An 18,408-nucleotide genomic window follows, 5' to 3' on the forward strand; every position below is an offset into this window, starting at 1 on the left:
TCGTTTCACCCATGCACCTCACGCCGCGACATCTCCCGATCACGCACACACGCCGCGGCGTGCTCCTGATCGACACGCTCGTCGCTGTGGTCATCATGGGTGTCGCCCTTGCCGTGCTCATCGGGATCGCGTCTTCTGCCCTTCGCGCCCAGCAGCAGGGTGAACGCCTCCAGATCGTTGCGATGCTGTTGGACGAGAAACTCGCCATGGTCGTCGCCGTCGGTCCTGACACGTTCGCCCGCGAGTTCGACGAGGCCGGCTTGTGCGACGCCCCTTTCCAGGACTACCGCTACACGATCGACGTCTCCTCGACCACCGATGGCGATCCTTACTCCGTCGTCGCCACCATTTTGTGGAACGAGTCAGGCCGTGAGCGATCCGAGTCCATGGAGGCCCTGATCGCGCCGCGACTGGGCGATGATCCAGACCCCGATCGGCGCCCGCAGGAATCCGTCGAACGCACCTCGGAGAACGCGCCATGAAATGCACGCGCGTTCACCATCGCCCCGCGTTTACGCTCGTGGAAGTGCTCGTTGCCCTCGTTCTCTGCTCGCTCGTCGCCGGCGGTGCGGCCACCGCGCTGAGCGCCCTCGCCCGATCCCGTGCGACCTCACGCTCGCATCGTGAGGCGTTCGCCTCCGCCCAGGCCGGCGTCACGCGGATCGCCCGCGATCTGCAATGTCTTTGCCGCGATGCGGATCTCCTCCAGACTCACCTCACCATCACCGATGGCGGCGCCGACATCGAGGCCCTCGATGGTGGCTCGGGCGCCGATTCCATCCTCGTCCGTTCACGCTCTATCCGACCTCTCCGTGATCCCTACACCGCGCCCGACGGCGGCGAGCAGATCGTCGAGTATCGCGTCGGCGGCGATTCCCTCGACAATCCGTTCCCCACGCTCTGGCGCCGCGCCGAGATGGCGCTGGGTTCCAAGGCCGACATCGGAGGCCTCGCCTGGCGCGTCGCGCCCGGCATCGAGACGCTCGCCATCGATGCCTTCGACGGCTCCGAGTGGTTCCCCGAGTGGGACACCGACCACGACGGCATGCCCCACGCTGTTCGTATCTCCATGACCACGCGCTCCAGCGATGGACTCGCCTCCGCGACCTATCGAGCCGTCGTGCCCGTCGATCGCGTGCCCATTCCGTTCACGCCCGAAGCCGAGACCACTGACGAGACCGACTCCGGCAACCCAACGACGCCATCTCCAAACGCCACCACTGGCACCGGAGGCACTGGGAATGACTCCGGTGGCTCTGGCGGTGGAGGCGGATTCATACGTGAAACTCCCACGACCGGCGGCGGCGGTGGTGGAGGAGGTGGAGGTCCAACAACCGGCGGCGGCGGCGGCCGAGGCACCGGCGGCGGGAACACCGGTGGAGGAAACGGCGCAGGCGCGGGTGGACCACGCGGCGGCAGCACACCACCGGGCGGTGGGGGAGGTGACCGCCCATGATTCCCGCAATCACACGCCGCTCGGTCCTCATTCCACGCACGCGCCGCGCGTTCGCGCTCCTGCTCGTCCTCTGGACGTTCATGCTCTCGGTGGTTGTCGTCGGCTCCATCCAGGCGACGGCCTATGCGCAGGCCGTCGGCGGGCGTGAGGCCCTTGCGCGCACGCGTGCCTACTGGGCCGCCCGCAGCGGCGTCGAGGCTACGCTCGCCCGCGTCGAGAATGCCACGCTCGACTCCGATCAGTCCAACGCCTTCCGCGTCTTCGATGATGCCGCCCAGGTCGCCGAGGGGGCGATCGACCGCGCTGTTTACACTGTCGTCCACTCCACACCCACCGGCGAGGTCCTCGGCCCCGCCGACGCCCACGCCAAACTCAACATCAATCGCCTCACGCCAGAGCAACTGCTCAATATCGAGCCGCTCATGTCCGAGGACATTGTCGCGAGCATCGTGGACTGGATCGACGAGGACGATGAGTCCCTCGCCCTGGGCGCCGAGTTCTCGTACTACAACTCGCAGACCACGCCGTATCAGCCGCGGAACGCGTTCTTCCGCTCGATCCAGGAACTCGAGCTCGTCGCCGGAGTTGCGGTCGATGAGGTCCGCGGCGAGGACTGGAACCTCAACTCGCTCCTCGACCCCAACGAGGACGATGACGACGCCAGCCTTCCCTGGGACAACCGAGACGGCACGCTCGACCTGGGCTGGGCCGGCGTGTTGACCGCCGCCAGCGTCGAGAGCCACTTCACGTCCACCGGCGAGGAGTATGTCGATCTCAAGACTGCCGCGACCGCCGACCTCACCAAACTCATCGGCGTCGAGGACGATCAGGCGCAGATCATCATCGACCACGCGAGCGAGAGCGGCGCCACGATGGCCGACTACATCCGCACCACGCTCCCCCAACTCCAGTCCCAATCCGGCACCGGCGGCGACACCAACTCCTTCGGGTTCAACTCTGCGCCCCAGGTCGCTCCCCTCACCGACGAGCAACTCACCAAACTCCTCGATACCTGCTCCATCGGCGTCATTCCCGCGGGTGTCATTCCCGGGCGACTCAACATCAATACCTGCGAGCGTGAGACCCTCGAGATGCTCCCGGACATCCCGCCGGAACTCGTCGACGAGATCATCGCCGAGCGGGACACCCGCCCCGATGGGTTCGCCTCGATCGTCGAACTCGCCGAGGTCCAGGGAATGTCCCGCACCCGCCTCGCCCAGATCTACGATCTGCTCACCGTCCGATCGAACGTGATCGAGGCCACCGTCCGCGGGCGCGACGTCACCACCGGCATCGAAGTTGAAATCGTCGTGACGATCGATCGTTCATCCGTCCCGGCCGTCATCAAGGAGTTCCGAGTTCAATGACCGCGACGGTGGAACCCAAACCCAACGCCCTCCGAGCCGCGCCCGCGTCCCGCGCCAAAGGCCCCGTGCGCGTGGTCGCGGCGATACACGTCCAGGGCGATACGGTCGTCGCCCTCATCGTCAAGCGCAACGGCAAGCCCGAGATCCTCGATTCCCAGGAACTCCCCAAGGCCCAACTCTCCGCGTGGCTCGCCAAGGCCGCCCGCCAGCACGAGTTCAAGGACATCATCGAGATCGCGCCCGGCGGCAGCACCATCGCTCGGTCCGTCCCGATTCCCCAGGCGAGCGATGCCGAGACACTTTCCGCCCTGGAACTCCAGGCCGAGACGCTCCTTCCCGAGTCGCTGCCCTCGCATCGCCGGGCCGTCGGCATGCTCAACCCAACATCGACTGACGCCCGCACCGGCCTCTTGACCGCCCTCGTTGCCGATCACCCGCACGGTTCATGGTCGCCTCCCAAGGGCACACGGGCAACATTCATCGCCCCGATCTCCGCCCTTGCCGCGCTCCGTCTCGAGGCCCAGGCCGCTGGCCTTACAGACCCATCCGACGACCTGTATGCCTTCGCCGATCCCGCCGATGGCAGCATCGCCCTCATCCACAAGAACGGCAAGGGCCTCGTCGCGCGGTCTCTCGTCGAGGACACCTCGACCACCGACGCCTGGGCCGACGCCGTACGTCGCGCGACCCAACTCGTCACCAACGTCACCAAGTCTGCTCCCTCGCTCGTGACACCCGAGGGCGCGCCCGCGTCGTTCGCTGAGTCCATCGCCGGCGCCCGCGCCAACGACATGTGGCTGCGCAAGAATGCCCTCGCGCTCGGCGGGGCGCTTGCGGCACTCTCGACCGTTCCCACGGTTCGCTCCTTCGCGGCCCTCCACGACAAGGCGCCGAAGATCGAGGAGCCACTGCTTCTCCGCGCGTCGACCTCGCTCTCTTCCACGAGAACTGCCGTCATTGCGGTCCTTTCCGCCGTCGCCCTTGCGATCGCGATTCCGTGGCTCACGGCGCTCGCACGGTCGGCCCTTATGCAGAGTAAGTCCGAGTCGCTCAAGGTCCAGCAGGCGCGGCGTGAGGAACTCAACAAGCGATCCAGCATCTACCAGGAACTCTCACGCACGCGCTGGCCCATGACCAAGATCCTCGCCGAGATCTCCGCGTCCACGCCCGTCGGCGTCACGATCACGAATCTCACCATCGTCCCGGGCCAGCCCATCCAACTCCAGGGCCAGGCCGACAACCCGGACCTCGTCGCCGCCCTCGTCACCAATCTCAACAACTCCAAGCACTTCTTCGCCCAGACCAAGCGCACGGAATCCCGCACCGGCGAGACGACCACCTTCGACATCGCGGCCACCGTCGCTCAGCCACACGCCTCGTTCTCGCTCCCGACCGCGCCCGAGGGCGAGCCTCCCGTTGATTTCGATTTCTCCAAGACGCCCCTTGCCGAGCGTCTCTATCCGGGCCAGAACGCCTCGAATACCGCCGTGGAGCCCAAGGCCGACAAGCCCACGCGAACTTCCCGCTCCTCATTCGGCGGCTCCAGCGGCGCATCCACGCCCGGCGCCAATCGCTCGACGGGCTCGAGTTCGCTCCCCAAGGAAGCCCCCGCTCCGATCGTCGATGCCGATATTGCCGCACTTGATCAATCGGGAACCATGAAAGAGTTCTCCACACGCTCCGCGTTCCTGACCGCCAACAAGAAGGACCTCGACAGCGCGACCAAACAGCGACTCGAGAGCGAGGTCTCCAAACTCAAGGACCGCCTCCGGGCCCTGAAAGGCGGTGGCTAATGGCCGGCATGCTCGCCTTCTGGAACCGCCAATCCCCCGTCATCAAGGTCGCGCTCGGCGCGGTCCTCGTCCTCGCGCTCTACTTCGGCGTGGTCGAGCCTGTGATCAACAAGACCAAATCCATCAACAACACGGCCGACGCCAAGGCCACCGAACTCGTCCGATTCGAGGCTGAACGCCAGGCCCGTCTCTCCGCCGACCAGGACGCCACCATCGGCGTCACCCGATTCGGAATCGTCGATGGCCCGGGCGAGCGCGTCGCCCGATCCGAGGACGTCAACCGCGCCATCAGCAAGATCCTCGCGGAGAACGACGTCCAGCCACTCCTGACGACGCGCGAGGTCCCCCTCGGCAACGCCAAGTCACCCCTGACCGCCTTCGCGAAGGACAACGAGCAGGTCCAGCGCCTCCAGATCGAGATCGCCTTCGATTCCTCGCCGGAGCAACTCGCCCGCGTCCTCGCCGGTCTCGAGCGCGAGCCCAAGATCGCCGTCATCAACCGCCTCCAGACGCGCATCGCCAGCACCGATCGCACCTCACGCGTGCTTCGGTCCACCATCAACGTCGAGGCGTGGCAGATCATCAAGAAGGCCGCGAGGACCCGCCCATGACCCTCTCCGACACGATCGCCATCGTCTGGCAACGTCTCGGCTGGCCGGGACGGATCGCCACCGCAGCCCTCCTTGGCGCCGCCGCCATCGCCGCGAACTCGGGCGTCGCGATCGTTCGCGCGATGACCGTTCCCGCCGCGACCCCACTCGGAGATGCCAAGAGCGAGAAGGCTCGCGACGAGAAGTACAAGGAACAGTTCGAAACTCTCATCGCCCACATCGACGGTCGGACCGTCTTCTTTACCCCCGCCGCCCCGCGCCCGCCCGAGGTCATCGCCGACGAACCACCCATCGACACCGGCCCGCCGCCCAAGCCCACGTACTACGGCGGCCCAACCCTCGTCGGCATGATCAACGGCGTCGCCTGGTTCGACAACGGCACGAAACTCAAAGTCGGTGCGGATCCGGTGGACGATCTCAAGATCACACGCCTCCTTCCACCGTGGGAGGCTGTCGTCGAGTGGAAGGGCGTCGAGTTCACCGTCGGCCTCTTCAAACGCGACGAACTCATCATCCCCGGTCGATTCACCAGGGCGAGTGTCCCCGCCACGAGAATGGCGACCGACGACACCCCCTCGCTCCCCAAGCCGCTCACCTCCAAGCCCGTCGCGACCACACCCACACCCGAATCCACCAGCGTCGTCATCGGCGACGGCGAGATCACCGTCATCCACGAGAGCGACGATTCTCCTCCGCCGCCCCCGTCCGAGCCTGCGCCCGCCCCGTCAGCCGAGAATCCGCCTCCTCCGCCATCCAATCCACCCCCAGACGACCGGAGCCGTCCATGACCCACGTGTCGTTCCGCGCCGCCCGAGTTCTCATTGCCGCCGTCGCCATCGCCGCGCTCTCGCTCGCGACAGTCGCTCGCGCCCAGGACGATCCGAGCGCCGACGAGATGAAGGCCGCCGTCGATCGCGCCCTCCAGAATCTCGACACCCAGCCCACCGATGCCCACGCCCCCGATCACGCCGACACACCCCCGGACGCTCCGGGCGAAGTTCTCGACGGCCCCGACACCACCCTCGCCTTCAAGAACGTCACCGTCGAGGAGATCATCCCCTTCATCGTCGAGGCCACGGGCAAGGTCGTCCTCCCCCAGTCCGACATTTTGACCCGCCGCGTCACCGTCCTCAACGATCGCCCCATCCCGCGCCGCAAGGCGCTCGACATGGTCTTCATCGCCCTGCTCCAGAACCAGATCGGCGTCGTCATCCGCGATGGCACGATCACCCTCCGCGACCTCGCCGAGATCCAGCGCCAGGACGTCCCCGTCATCAATCCCGACGAGTCCGTCCTCGAACTCCACGACTCGGGGTACATCCTCGAGAAGGTCTACTCCCTGCGTTACGTGACGAGCAAGAAGTTCGGCGACGCCATCAAGAACAGCCTCCCCGAATATGCCAAACTCACGATCGACGAAGAGTCCAACCAGATCACCGTCCTCGGCTCGGTCACGCTCCTGAAGCGCGTCGAGCGACTCATCGCCGCCCTCGATCGTCCCAGCGCCGGGGCCGTCGTCACCGAGACCTTCCGCCTTCGATACGCCGACGCGACCGTCGTCTCCCAGAACATCCAGGAACTCTTCCCCGAGGGGAACCAGCGCCGCAGCACCACGCAAACCAACCAGAACAACCGCCGACAGCCGAACAACCAGCAGCAAGCGCAGAGCAACACCCAGATCCGCGTCACCGCAAACACCCAGCAGAACAGCGTCACCGTCGTCGCCGACCCCGAGGTCATCTCCCAGATCCGCGAACTCGTCGCCAATCAGTGGGACCTTCCCCTCCCGGATGAGGCTGTCATCCCACGCACCTACGACATGAAGAACTCAGACCCCGTCAAGGTCAAGGAACTCCTCGAGGGACTCTTCGGCAAAGCCTCAACCACCACCGGTAACAACCGTAACAACACCCAGTCCCAGGGCGTCGGCCGACTCGCGGGCCAGTTCTCCTTCGAGGCCATCCCCGAGTCCGGCCGCCTCGTGGTCGTCGCCAAAAGCCCCGACAACCTCACCGTCATCGACGAGATCATCCGCGACCTCGACCAGCCGCAGACCATCGGTCTCCCCGTCATCATCGAACTCAAGCACGCCTCCGCCGAGGACCTCGCCGAGCAGTTGAACGCCCTCCTCGCCCAGGATGGCACACCCGCCACCGTTCGCCGATCCGTCCAGGGCCTTTCCGACGCCAGCCTCTCGGGCTCCAGCCCTTTCGCATCGACGTCCTCCACCGCGAATGCCAACTCCGACGCGAACTCCGCCGCCCAGACCATCTCCTTCTGGTGGCAGCGTGCCCGCCAGCAGGCCGATCAAAGAGCCGCCTCGAATCTCGTCGGCAAACTCCGCATCGTCCCAGTCTGGCGTCAGAACGCCGTCATGGTGATCTCGCCCCCCGAGTACCGCTCCTCCATCACGCAGCTCGTCTCCCAACTCGATCAGCCCGGTCGTCAGGTGCTCCTCTCCGCCATCGTCTGTGAGATCTCCCGCGACGACGCCACCGAACTCGGCTTCCGCTGGTCCAGCAGCAATATCTCCGCCACCAACACCGACAACAACATCAGCATCACCAACAACGCCTCGGGTACCGCCAACAACACCTTCGCCGGCAACCTCTTCGACACCACCGTCCTCAACTCCTCCATCAACCTCAACTTCCTCCTCTCCGCCCTCGCCCAGAAGACCAAGGTCAACATCCTGAGCGAGCCCAAGATCTTTACCAGCGACAACGAAGAGGCCGAGTTCTTCGATGGCCAGGACATCCCCTTCATCACCGATAGCCAGACCAACACCCAGGGCAACCTCGTCCAATCCTTCGATTACAAGGCCGTCGGCATCCAACTCCGCGTACGCCCACGAATCACTCCGAAGAAGGACGTCGATCTTCGCGTCAACCTCGAACTCTCCTCCATCGTCCAGGGCCAGACCCTCTTCGGCGGCTTCGTCGTCGATCGCCGCGAAACCACGACCCAGATCATCGTCCGAGATCAGCAGACCATCGTGATCTCCGGCATCCTCCGCTCCGACGATTCCGACGTCGTCCGCAAGGTCCCTCTCCTGGGCGACATCCCGCTCCTTGGATACCTCTTCCGCAGCCGCGACAAGCGTCAGACCACGACCGAACTCCTCGTCTTCATCACTCCCGTCGTCGTTGAGAATCCCGAGGAAGTGGACCAGATCAACGCCCCGTATCGCGACCGCCTCATGCAGCGCATGGATGAACAGGACCCCGATTCCACGCTCCGCACCACGCCCAAGCCCATCACCAACGAATCCCAGTCCCAGCAGCAACCCCAGCCCCAGCAGTGATCAAACACGTGTTGAAGTCCCAACCCACCCTCGTGGCACAGGCGTCTCGCCTGTGTCTACTCCTCCTACCTCTTGTTTCACTCTCGGCCTGCGTGGTTGAAGAATCGCCGAGCACGAACACCAAACGTCCCCTCTTCGCTCCTTCGACAACGACTTCTGCGCCCGCCAACATCCCCACAGGCTCCGTCGCCGCCCGCGATCCCTCCACACAAACCTCCGCCTCGCGCGTCCAGGCCATCCTCCAACCCCTCGGCGGCGTCACCTACGACGCCCAGGTCCTCCCCGTCATCTCTCCTGATGGACTCAAACTCGCCGTCGAGGAGGGCCTCGCTCCGGACTGGCCAACGCTCCTCGCGCTCCCAGACGCGGTCCCGTCACCGGGAACGCGCGTCGCCCTCTACGACATCTCCTCCTCGCCCCCAAAGCGAATCGATCTCGCCGACGATGTTCCCGCGGGCCTCCTCCTCGGCCGATCCGCCGACCACGCCGGCGTCCTCGTCGAGCATCCGCGTGACGACGGCTCACGCTGGATCGGTAAACTCCGCTGGGCCTCGGGCGCTATCGAGTGGCTCATGAAGTCTCCACCGGGAGTCATCAACGCCCACGCCATCCTCACACCCGCCGGCGACCTCGCCTTCACTCGCTCGACCATCGCCTCACCGTTGCGCGATCTCGTCCTCCTCCGCCCCGATGGCGTCGAGTTCACCCGAGCCGCCGGCAGTGGGGGGGCAGGGTCGTACGAGTTCCCCCTCGCCTCCGACGATCCAAACATCCTCTACGCGCTCGCGCGTGTCGCCGACGCCCTGGAGATCGAGGCCATCCGCCTCGCCCCCGATTCATCTTCCGCAACAAAGGTCCGTCTCGGCTCCACGATTACCCGCCGACTCCTCGCGGGACAAGTTTCTGATTCGACGGCCTACCAGGTCGCCGCGAGCGTCGCCTCGCCACTCCCCGCGCCTCCGAGAACATCCAACGCGCTCGTCAACGCCCCGCTCCCGCTCGCCCTCCTCCATCCCGTCCTGGGGCGAATGGTGATCTACGACCTGCAGCGAAACGCCCTCGTCCCACTCGCCGCGGACTCCTACGCCGCCATTCCCTATGCCACGATTCCCGCCAATCGAAACGAAACGGCTGACGGTTACTTCTGCGCAACCGCTCAGGGCCTCGCCTTCGAGCCGGTCCCGGCCGCCACGCCGAACTCGTCCTTCACCGCCGTCCGCGTCGTGGCCGGCGCCGTCATGCCCCGCCGCGCTATCGGTTCGCAGCCCGTCGCGTTGACGCTAATGAGTGGGGGGGCCGCCCCGCCCCGCAGCATCATCGCCTTCTCGCCCTCTCGCGCCGATCCCCAGCGCCTCGAGATCACCGCTATCACCCTGGGCACCCAGGGCAAAGACCCACTCGCGCCGTGATCACGAGGTGCATCACTGCTTTGGTGGCATCGCACTCCAGAGCGGTGGCCGGATGGACGCCCCAATCCGTCTACCCTCTCTCATGGCACACAACCCAGTCGATCTCTCCCTCGCCAACAAAACCGCCGTCGTCTGCGGCTCAACCTCCGGCATAGGCCGAGCCTGCGCCAACACCCTCGCCGCCCTCGGCGCTCGCATTCTCCTCATCTCACGTGACCAATCCAAACTCGACGCCGTCAAGGCCGAGTTGCCGACCTCCCACGCGCAATCTCACGCCACCCTCGCCGCCGACTTCAGCAAGCCCGCCGAACTCGACGCCCTCCTCGCCGAACGCGTCTCCAAAGGCCTCGCTGTTCACATCCTCATCAACAACACAGGCGGCCCCCCCGCAGGCCAGGCGATCGACGCCGCACCCGACGCCTTCCGTGCCGCCTTCGAGGCCCACCTCATCTGCAACCACATCCTCGCGACACGCCTCGTCCCGGCCATGAAGGCCGCGAAGTATGGCCGGATCATCAACATCATCTCGACCAGCGTGAAAGCCCCCATCCCGGGCCTGGGCGTCTCCAACACCATCCGCGGCGCCGTCGCCAGTTGGGCCAAGACTCTCGCCAGCGAACTCGGCCCCTTCAACATCACCGTCAACAACGTCCTCCCTGGATTCACGGCCACCGAGCGACTCACCTCCCTCGTCGAAGGCCGAGCCAAGAAGGCCAGCAAGACCAACGCCGAGATCGAGGCCGACCTGAAAGCCACGATCCCCCTCGCCCGTTTCGCCGAGCCAGCCGAGACCGCCGCCGCCGTCGCGTTCCTCGCCAGTCCCGCCGCGGGCTACATCTCCGGCATCAACCTCCCTGTCGACGGCGGCCGCTTGCCGACGCTCTGACCTTCCGGCGGTGTCGGATGACGCAGAGAACCCTGAATCGGCGTCCATGAATACGACCGGGATGCCCCAGAATCAGGTCTACAGGAGTGTATTTAACATAACCTATCTTATAGGACGTTGTATTTCGACCGAGGTTCCTCGGTTTTCGACTCTCCAAGGCCCCTCGCCAACACTTCGCCATGCCGCCAACGACCCAGCCGCCTGTTCGTCTCGATTCCTCGGCCCTTGCCATCGACGACGTCCTCAGCGTCGCCCGCCACAACCGGGCCGTGGAACTCACCCCGGACGCCCAGGGCCGAGTCCGCGAGTCGCGCCACGCCCTCGAGGAATGCCTCTCCGACGGCCAGCCTCACTACGGCATCAACACCGGCTTCGGCTCCCTCGCCCGCCAACGGATCGGTGACGCCGATCTCGCCACACTCCAGCGCAACCTCATCGTCAGCCACGCCGCTGGCATCATGGAGCCTTTCCCGGACGATGTCGTGCGCGCGACCATGCTTCTCCTCGCCGCCTCGCTCGCCAGGGGGCGATCCGGCGTCCGTGTCGAACTGGTCACACAGATCGTCGAGATGCTGAATAGGGGCGTGACGCCGATCGTGCCCAGCGTTGGTTCTGTTGGCGCGTCCGGCGATCTCGCCCCGCTCGCCCATATCGCCCAGGTCGCCCTGGGTGAAGGCCGCGCGCGCGTCGCCGGTGTTGAACTCTCCGGCGACGAGGCCCTTGCCAGAGTCGGCCTCTCCCCCATTGTTCTCGCCGCAAAAGAGGGCCTCGCCCTCATCAACGGCACGCACCTCATGGCCGCTCGTACCGCCCTGCTCCTCGCCGATCTGGACAATGTCCTCGACGCTGCCCTTATCGCCACGGCGATGTCGATCGATGCCGCGCGCGCGACAGACGCGTTTCTCGATCCGCGTCTCCACGAGGCTCGCAATCAGCAGGGCCAGCAGCGTGTCGCCAGCGTGCTCGCCGCACTTCTCAAGGGCAGCACCATCATCACGTCCCACCGCGAGAACGACACCCGCGTGCAGGATCCGTACTCGTTTCGCTGTGCGCCCCAGGTCGTCGGTGCTGCACTCGACGCGATCACCCACGCGCGCGTGATTGTGGAACGCGAACTCGGTGCTGTTACCGATAATCCGCTCGTCTTCGACAAGGACTCCATCCTCTCGGGCGGGAACTTCCACGGCATGCCGATGGCGATCCAACTCGATTGCCTCGCGATTGCCCTTGCTCATATCGCCGGGATTGCCGAGCGTCGGCTCTTCTGGATCCTCTCGGCGTTCGACAAGGACGCGGGCCTGCCCCCCTACCTCGCTCCCGCCGGTCGTGCGGGTGTGTGCTCGGGGCTGATGATCGCGCAGTACACGGCGGCGGCCTGCGTGAACGAACTTGTCGGCCTCGCGAATCCCGCCAGCGTCGCCAACATTCCCACCGGCGCTGAGATCGAGGATTACAACTCGTTTGGGCCTCGCAGCGCGGCGAAGGCCACACGTGCGTTGGATCTCGTTCGTCACGTGGTCGCGATCGAACTCATGACGGGGGCCGAGGCGATCGAGCGTCATGCCCCGCACACGACCAGCGATGCCCTTCGCCGAGCGATCGGTGTCGTTCGCACCCACGTCGATCCCTGGGCCGACGACCGATCGCCGGCACCCGACATGTCGCGTCTGGCGAGCGCTATCTCCCGGGGCGAGTTTGCCGCACTCCAACTCACGCCTTCGCCTCTCTAAAGAAGGCAGTCATTCAGCCCCCCCACGCCCAACCGCCAACAATGCGGTGTGGCATCACCAAAGACCAAATCCCGTTCGTCGAGTCCCACGACTCCCAAGCCCCCCCACTCCCAGGCCTTGTCGGCTCTTGATCACGCCGATCGCGTCGTCCGCGCGCCGCGCTCCACCACGCGGACCTGCGCCACGTGGACGATCGAGGCCGCCCGGCGGATGCTCATGAACAACCTCGACCCCGAGGTCGCCGAGGATCCGTCGCGTCTCGTGGTCTATGGCGGACGCGGGCAGGCGGCACGCAACTGGAAGAGTTTCGACGCGATTCTCGCGACACTCGAACGCCTCAAGCCCGATGAGACGCTTCTCGTCCAATCGGGCAAGCCCGTCGGCGTCGTCCGCACCCACGCCGACGCTCCTCGCGTCCTCATCGCGAACTCCAACCTCGTCCCCCACTGGGCGACGCAGCAGCATTTCGATGAACTCGCCGCGAAGGGCCTCATGATGTACGGGCAGATGACCGCGGGATCGTGGATCTACATCGGAACGCAGGGCATCCTGCAGGGGACGTACGAGACGTTTGCCGAGTGCGGGCGGACGGAGTTCAACGGCTCGCTCAAGGGGCGACTCTGCGTCACCGCAGGTTGCGGCGGGATGGGCGGCGCGCAACCACTCGCCATCACCCTCGCTGGCGGGACCGCACTCATCGCCGATGTGGACATCACGAAACTCGAACGTCGACGAAAGGACAAGTACCTCGACGAGATCGCCCCGGATCTTGACGCCGCCATCGATTCGGCGCTCCGCTATTCGCACGCGGGCGCGCCGATGTCGGTTGGTGTCCACGCGAACGCGATCGAACTCCTCGAGCGTCTTCTCGAACGCGACATCACGCCCGATGTCCTCACCGACCAGACGAGCGCCCACGATCCGCTCTTGGGGTATGTCCCCGTCGGCATGACCGTTTCCGAGGCCGCGGAGGTTCGCGTCTCTGATCCCGACGGCTACCAATCCCAGAGCCTCAAGTCCATGGCGCGACACGTCCGCGCCATGCTCGAACTCCAATCCCGGGGCAGCATCACCTTCGATTATGGCAACAACATCCGCCAGCGTGCTCTCGATCAGGGAGTGAGGAACGCCTTTGACTTCCCGGGCTTTGTGCCGGCGTACATTCGGCCGCAGTTCTGCCTGGGGCGTGGGCCGTTCCGCTGGGTGGCGCTCTCGGGCGATCCGCGCGACATCTACGTCACCGATCACGCGATCCTCAAGGCCTTCCCGAAATCCTCCGGGCCCTATGGCGAGCGACTGCACTCCTGGATCCTCGGGTGTCACAAGAATCCCGACGCGCTGCTCGCGGGGGACTTTGATCGCTGCGAGCCGAGGTTTGCGTTCCAGGGCCTGCCCGCGCGGATCTGCTGGCTGGGTCTGGGCGAGCGTGACAAGGCCGGGCTTCTCTTCAATGACCTTGTTCGTGATGGCAAGGTCAGCGCCCCGATCGTGATCGGGCGCGATCACCTCGACTGCGGGAGCGTCGCGTCGCCAAATCGGGAGACCGAAGCGATGAAGGACGGCAGCGATGCCATCAGCGACTGGGCCATTCTCAATGCCCTCGTCAACACCGCGAGCGGCGCCTCGTGGGTCAGTTTTCATCACGGCGGCGGCGTCGGCATCGGATACTCCCAGCACGCGGGCCAGGTCATCGTCGCGGATGGCACGCCCGAGGCCGCACGCCGGCTCGAGCGAGTCCTGCGCAACGATCCGAGCATGGGCGTCTTCCGCCACGCCGACGCCGGGTATGACGATGCGGTTGTGTGTGCGAAGAACCTCCACGCCGACATCCCCATGCTCGACGCCTAGGGACGAAATCTCGAACATCATCATGCCCACGCTCTACCTCATCGACGGTTACGCCGCCTTCTTCCGCTGCTACCACGCGATCCGTACGCCTATGACCAGCCCGGTCACGAAGGAACCCACGAACATGACGTTCGGGTTCGTCGGGCTGCTGCTGAAGCTCCTGCGTGGCGACGGTCTGGGTGCGCCGCTCGCCCCCGACGACATGATTGCGGTGGCGCTCGACGTCTCCGGCGATCGCGGCACCTTCCGCTCCGAGTTGTATCCTGACTACAAGGCGACGCGTCCCCCACCGCCGGAGGATCTGTTTCCCCAGGTCGAGCGATGTCTGGCGATGCTGGGCGAGATCGGTATTCCGGTCATCGGGGCCGAGGGGTTCGAGGCGGACGATGTTTCCGCGACGCTCGTTCGGCAACTCCTTCTTGCCCACAAGGATCTTCGCATTCGCCTGGTCTCCAAGGACAAGGACCTCAAGCAACTGCTCGATGATCTCGGCCGGGTCGAACTCTTCGATGCGCACACGGCGACCGCGTTCAGTGCCGAGACACTCAAGGAGCAGACCGGCCTCGCGCCAACCCAGATCGTGGACATGCTCGCCCTCATGGGCGACACAGTGGACAACGTCCCGGGCGTCACCGGCGTCGGCGAGAAAACCGCGATCGCCCTCCTCAACGAGTGGGGCTCGATCAAGAACGTTCTCGCCCACGCCGACGAGATCAAGGGCAAGCGTGGCGAGAACATCCGTGCTGCGGCGTCGCTCCTGCCGCTCTCGCAGCGCCTCGTGACGCTTCGCGATGATGTCCCCGTGGAACTTGATGATGCCGCCGCGAGGGTTCGTGCGTTCACGCTCGACAAACTCATTCCGATCCTCAAGGAACTCGGCTTCAACCGGTATCAGGACGATGTCCGAGCGATCCTCGGCCTCGCCCAAGCCCCAACGACGAGAGATTCGAACGCATCGTCTTCGACCTCGCGCTCCAACACCCCCCCGCCACCGCCGACCCAGACGACACCGACGAAGCGATCCTCACGCAAGAACGAGGATACCTACACCGCGGGTCTCTTCACCGATGCCAACGCTGCCGTCGCCACGCTCATGCCCCAATCCGGCGAGTACACCGCCATCACAACCGCCAAGGCCCTGAAGGAACTCGTCACAAGGCTCGAGCGTGCACCTGTCTTCACCTTCGACACAGAGACCACGAGCCTCTCGCCCATCGACGCGAAACTCTGTGGACTTTCGATCGCCATTGAGCCGGGGAAGGCGTGGTACATTCCTGTCCGATCGCCCTCGCCGGGCGAGCACCTCGATGAGGCGGCGGTGCTCAAGGCGTTGCGTCCGATTCTCGAGGATAACAGCATGCCCAAGGTCGGGCACAATCTCAAGTACGACGCGCTGGTTCTTCGCAGCGCCGGAGTCATGCTCCGTGGGTTCACGACGCCACCCGGCGGCGACAGCATGGTCGCCAGTTACTTGATCGACGCCTCCCGATCGTCGCACAGCCTCGACGCCCTCGCCCTTGCCCTGCTCAACCGCACCAATATCTCCATCCACGATCTCATCGGCAGCGGCAAGAACCAGCGCAGTTTCGAGACCGTTCCCGTCGATCAGGCGACGACCTATGCCGCCGAGGACGCCGACGTCACGCTCCAACTCTTCTCGATGATGGCTCCGCAACTCAAGGCCATGGAACTCGAGTCGCTCTTCCACGGCGTCGAGATGCCCCTGGTCGAGGTGCTCGCGGAACTGGAGTTCAATGGCGTGCGCGTGGACGCCGACGAACTCTCGCGTCAGGAGGCACGCCTTGTCACGCGACTTGGCGAGATCCGAAAGGAACTCGACCGGGTCTCGGTCGAGACAATCGGTCGCACGTTCGAGCCCGATTCGCCCAAGCAGTTGGGCGTGGTGCTCTTCGCTAAAGCCACCGACGATCCGCCGGGCTTGGGTCTCAAGCCGCTCAAGAAGACCAAGACCGGGCATTCGACCGACGCCGAGGTCCTCGAGAAACTCGCCGAGGATCCGGACATTGAGACACCTATTCCCAGCCTCATCCTTGAGCATCGCCAACTGAGCAAACTTGTCTCGACATACCTGGTGGCTCTTCGTGAGGCCATCAACCCCAAGACCGCCCGCGTGCACGCGAGTTTCCACCAGACTGTCGCCGCCACGGGGCGCCTTGCGAGCAGTGATCCCAATCTTCAGAACATTCCCATCCGCACGGACATTGGGCGGGAGATCCGCAAGGCGTTTGTGGCGGACACGGGCAACGTGCTCATCACGGCGGACTACTCTCAGGTGGAGTTACGCCTCTTGGCGCATCTCTCGAAGGATCCGGCACTCATCGCCGCCTTCAAGGCCGATGAGGACATCCACACCGCCGTCGCCGCCCAGATCCACCAGGTGGCGCCGGATCAGGTCACGCGCGACCAGCGCAGCGGCGCGAAGATGGTCAACTTCGGCATCGTCTATGGCATCACCGCCTTTGGGCTTGCGCGCCGGCTCAATATCCACGAACGCGACGCCGCCGAGATCATCACCGGCTACAAGAAGCGGTTTCCGGGCATCACGACCTTTCTGCAGGAGTGCGTCGCCCAGGCCGAGCGAAACGGTTTTGTCGCGACGATGCTCGGCCGGCGTCGCCCGATTCCAGACATCCACAGCACCACCCCCGCGCGGAAGGCCCTCGCCGAGCGGCTCGCGATCAACTCCGTGGTGCAAGGGTCGGCGGCGGACCTCATCAAACTCGCCATGGTCGATCTCCACAAGCGTCTCGCCGAGTCGGCCTCGCACTGGCGCGGTGGGAAACCACCTGAGATTCCCGGGGTGCGCATGCTTCTGCAGATCCACGACGAACTCGTCTTTGAGACCAGGAGCGACGTTGCCGAGAAGGCCCGCGCCCTCATCGTCTCCCGTATGGAGGGCGCAATGGATCTCCTCGTGCCGCTCAAGGTCGGGTCGTATATCTCCTCCAACTGGTACGATGGCAAGTGAGCACCCACCGTCCCCATGCCGGGCACCAGCCCCCCCCACCGCCGCACCCCACGGGCCGAGCCGCCGCGGAGACGCTTCCCGGCATGCGGGGCGAATCACCGTGGACGACGCGCCGACTCCTCGCGTGGATGGGCGAGGCCTTCACCGCCAAAGGGCTCGACTCGCCTCGGCTCTTTGCCGAGATCCTGATGTCGCACGTCATCGGTTGCGAGCGACTGAAGTTGTACACGGATCCAGACCGCCCCGCGAACGCCGACGAACGGACGCGACTCCGCGATCTCGTCGCCCGTGCCCTCAAGCACGAGCCGGTCCAGTACCTTGTCGGCGAGGCGTGGTTCTTCGGCCTTCAGTTCCATATCGATTCGCGGGTCCTCATCCCACGTCCCGCCACCGAGGTCATTCCAGAGACGATTCTCCAACGTGCCCAATCCACCCACGGCGTCGGGTTCGATGGCGGCGGCCTGCTCATCCTCGACGTTTGCACCGGCTCGGGGTGCATCGCGATCGCCACCCTCAAGAAACTCAAGGCCGCCCGTGCCGTCGCCACCGACATCAATCCTGACGCGATCTCGCTTGCGAGTGAGAACGCCGCCCGGCATGGCGTTGCGGATCGGGTCGAGTATGTGCAGGGCGACATGCTCGTCGCGCTCCACAACCATCCGATCGCCGGGCGCGAGAGCACCTTCGACTATGTCGCGAGTAATCCGCCGTACATCCCCGACGACGAGTGGGACGCCGTCGCTCCCAATGTGAAGGACCACGAGCCGCACAGTGCCCTCCGCGGCGGGTCCGACGGGCTCGATTTCGTCCGCCAACTCCTGACGCCGACGCCGCCCACAATCCCCGCGCCGCGACTCCTGAAGCCGGGCGGCATGCTCCTCATCGAGGTCGCCGACTCGCGCGCCGAGATCGCCAGGGAGATGCTGGCCGCCGATCCGCTCCTCGAGAGCCCGCGCGTTCTCAAGGACCACGAGGGGCTTCCCCGCGTCATTGTCGCGACGCGGCGCGAGTAGTC

Annotated in this window: 13 protein-coding genes; all 13 read left to right on the forward strand. The window is 65.4% G+C overall.

Annotation, left to right across the window (positions count from 1 at the left end; translation table 11 throughout):
* Positions 1-11: 11 nt before the first annotated feature.
* The 13 genes from IPK69_13465 (at position 12) to prmC (ending at position 18,406) form a co-directional block, all read left to right on the forward strand.
* Positions 12-482: a type II secretion system protein gene (locus tag IPK69_13465; protein ID QQS08964.1), complete on the forward strand. Its 471-nt coding sequence runs from the start codon at positions 12-14 to the stop codon at positions 480-482.
* Complete coding sequence (locus IPK69_13470; protein QQS08965.1) at positions 479-1,456, forward strand: prepilin-type N-terminal cleavage/methylation domain-containing protein; 978 nt, start codon at positions 479-481, stop codon at positions 1,454-1,456. Before IPK69_13465 ends, IPK69_13470 begins: the two co-directional genes overlap by 4 nt.
* The gene (locus tag IPK69_13475) at positions 1,453-2,823 is read left to right on the forward strand and encodes a general secretion pathway protein GspK (GenBank protein QQS08966.1); all 1,371 of its coding nucleotides are present in this window, start codon (positions 1,453-1,455) and stop codon (positions 2,821-2,823) included. Before IPK69_13470 ends, IPK69_13475 begins: the two co-directional genes overlap by 4 nt.
* Positions 2,820-4,616, forward strand: coding sequence for a PilN domain-containing protein (locus tag IPK69_13480; GenBank protein ID QQS08967.1), 1,797 nt, complete (start codon positions 2,820-2,822; stop codon positions 4,614-4,616). Before IPK69_13475 ends, IPK69_13480 begins: the two co-directional genes overlap by 4 nt.
* Positions 4,616-5,227, forward strand: coding sequence for a hypothetical protein (locus tag IPK69_13485; protein QQS08968.1), 612 nt, complete (start codon positions 4,616-4,618; stop codon positions 5,225-5,227). Before IPK69_13480 ends, IPK69_13485 begins: the two co-directional genes overlap by 1 nt.
* Entirely contained in the window at positions 5,224-6,015 is a 792-nt protein-coding gene (locus IPK69_13490; GenBank protein ID QQS08969.1) for a hypothetical protein, read from the forward strand. The genes IPK69_13485 and IPK69_13490 overlap by 4 nt, the downstream gene beginning before the upstream one ends.
* Positions 6,012-8,531 (forward strand): hypothetical protein, encoded by a 2,520-nt coding sequence (locus IPK69_13495; GenBank protein ID QQS08970.1) that lies wholly within the window; start codon positions 6,012-6,014, stop codon positions 8,529-8,531. The genes IPK69_13490 and IPK69_13495 overlap by 4 nt, the downstream gene beginning before the upstream one ends.
* A 92-nt stretch (positions 8,532-8,623) precedes the next feature.
* Positions 8,624-9,940 carry a hypothetical protein gene (locus tag IPK69_13500; GenBank protein ID QQS08971.1) on the forward strand — a complete coding sequence of 439 codons (1,317 nt, stop codon included), beginning with the start codon at positions 8,624-8,626 and terminating at the stop codon, positions 9,938-9,940.
* Between the two features lie 82 nt (positions 9,941-10,022).
* On the forward strand, positions 10,023-10,826 hold the full coding sequence (locus IPK69_13505; protein QQS08972.1) for an SDR family oxidoreductase: 804 nt from the start codon (positions 10,023-10,025) through the stop codon (positions 10,824-10,826).
* Between the two features lie 179 nt (positions 10,827-11,005).
* Positions 11,006-12,556, forward strand: coding sequence for a histidine ammonia-lyase (gene hutH, locus IPK69_13510; GenBank protein ID QQS08973.1), 1,551 nt, complete (start codon positions 11,006-11,008; stop codon positions 12,554-12,556).
* A gap of 117 nt (positions 12,557-12,673) precedes the next feature.
* Positions 12,674-14,404, forward strand: a complete 1,731-nt coding sequence (gene hutU, locus IPK69_13515; GenBank protein QQS10490.1) for a urocanate hydratase — start codon at positions 12,674-12,676, stop codon at positions 14,402-14,404.
* A 22-nt stretch (positions 14,405-14,426) separates the two neighbouring features.
* Positions 14,427-17,393: a DNA polymerase I gene (gene polA / locus IPK69_13520; GenBank protein ID QQS08974.1), complete on the forward strand. Its 2,967-nt coding sequence runs from the start codon at positions 14,427-14,429 to the stop codon at positions 17,391-17,393.
* Positions 17,390-18,406, forward strand: a complete 1,017-nt coding sequence (gene prmC, locus IPK69_13525) for a peptide chain release factor N(5)-glutamine methyltransferase (GenBank protein ID QQS08975.1) — start codon at positions 17,390-17,392, stop codon at positions 18,404-18,406. Before polA ends, prmC begins: the two co-directional genes overlap by 4 nt.
* The last annotated feature ends 2 nt before the right edge of the window (positions 18,407-18,408 follow it).

The sequence above is a fragment of the Phycisphaerales bacterium genome, assembly GCA_016699835.1.
GTDB lineage: Bacteria > Planctomycetota > Phycisphaerae > Phycisphaerales > UBA1924.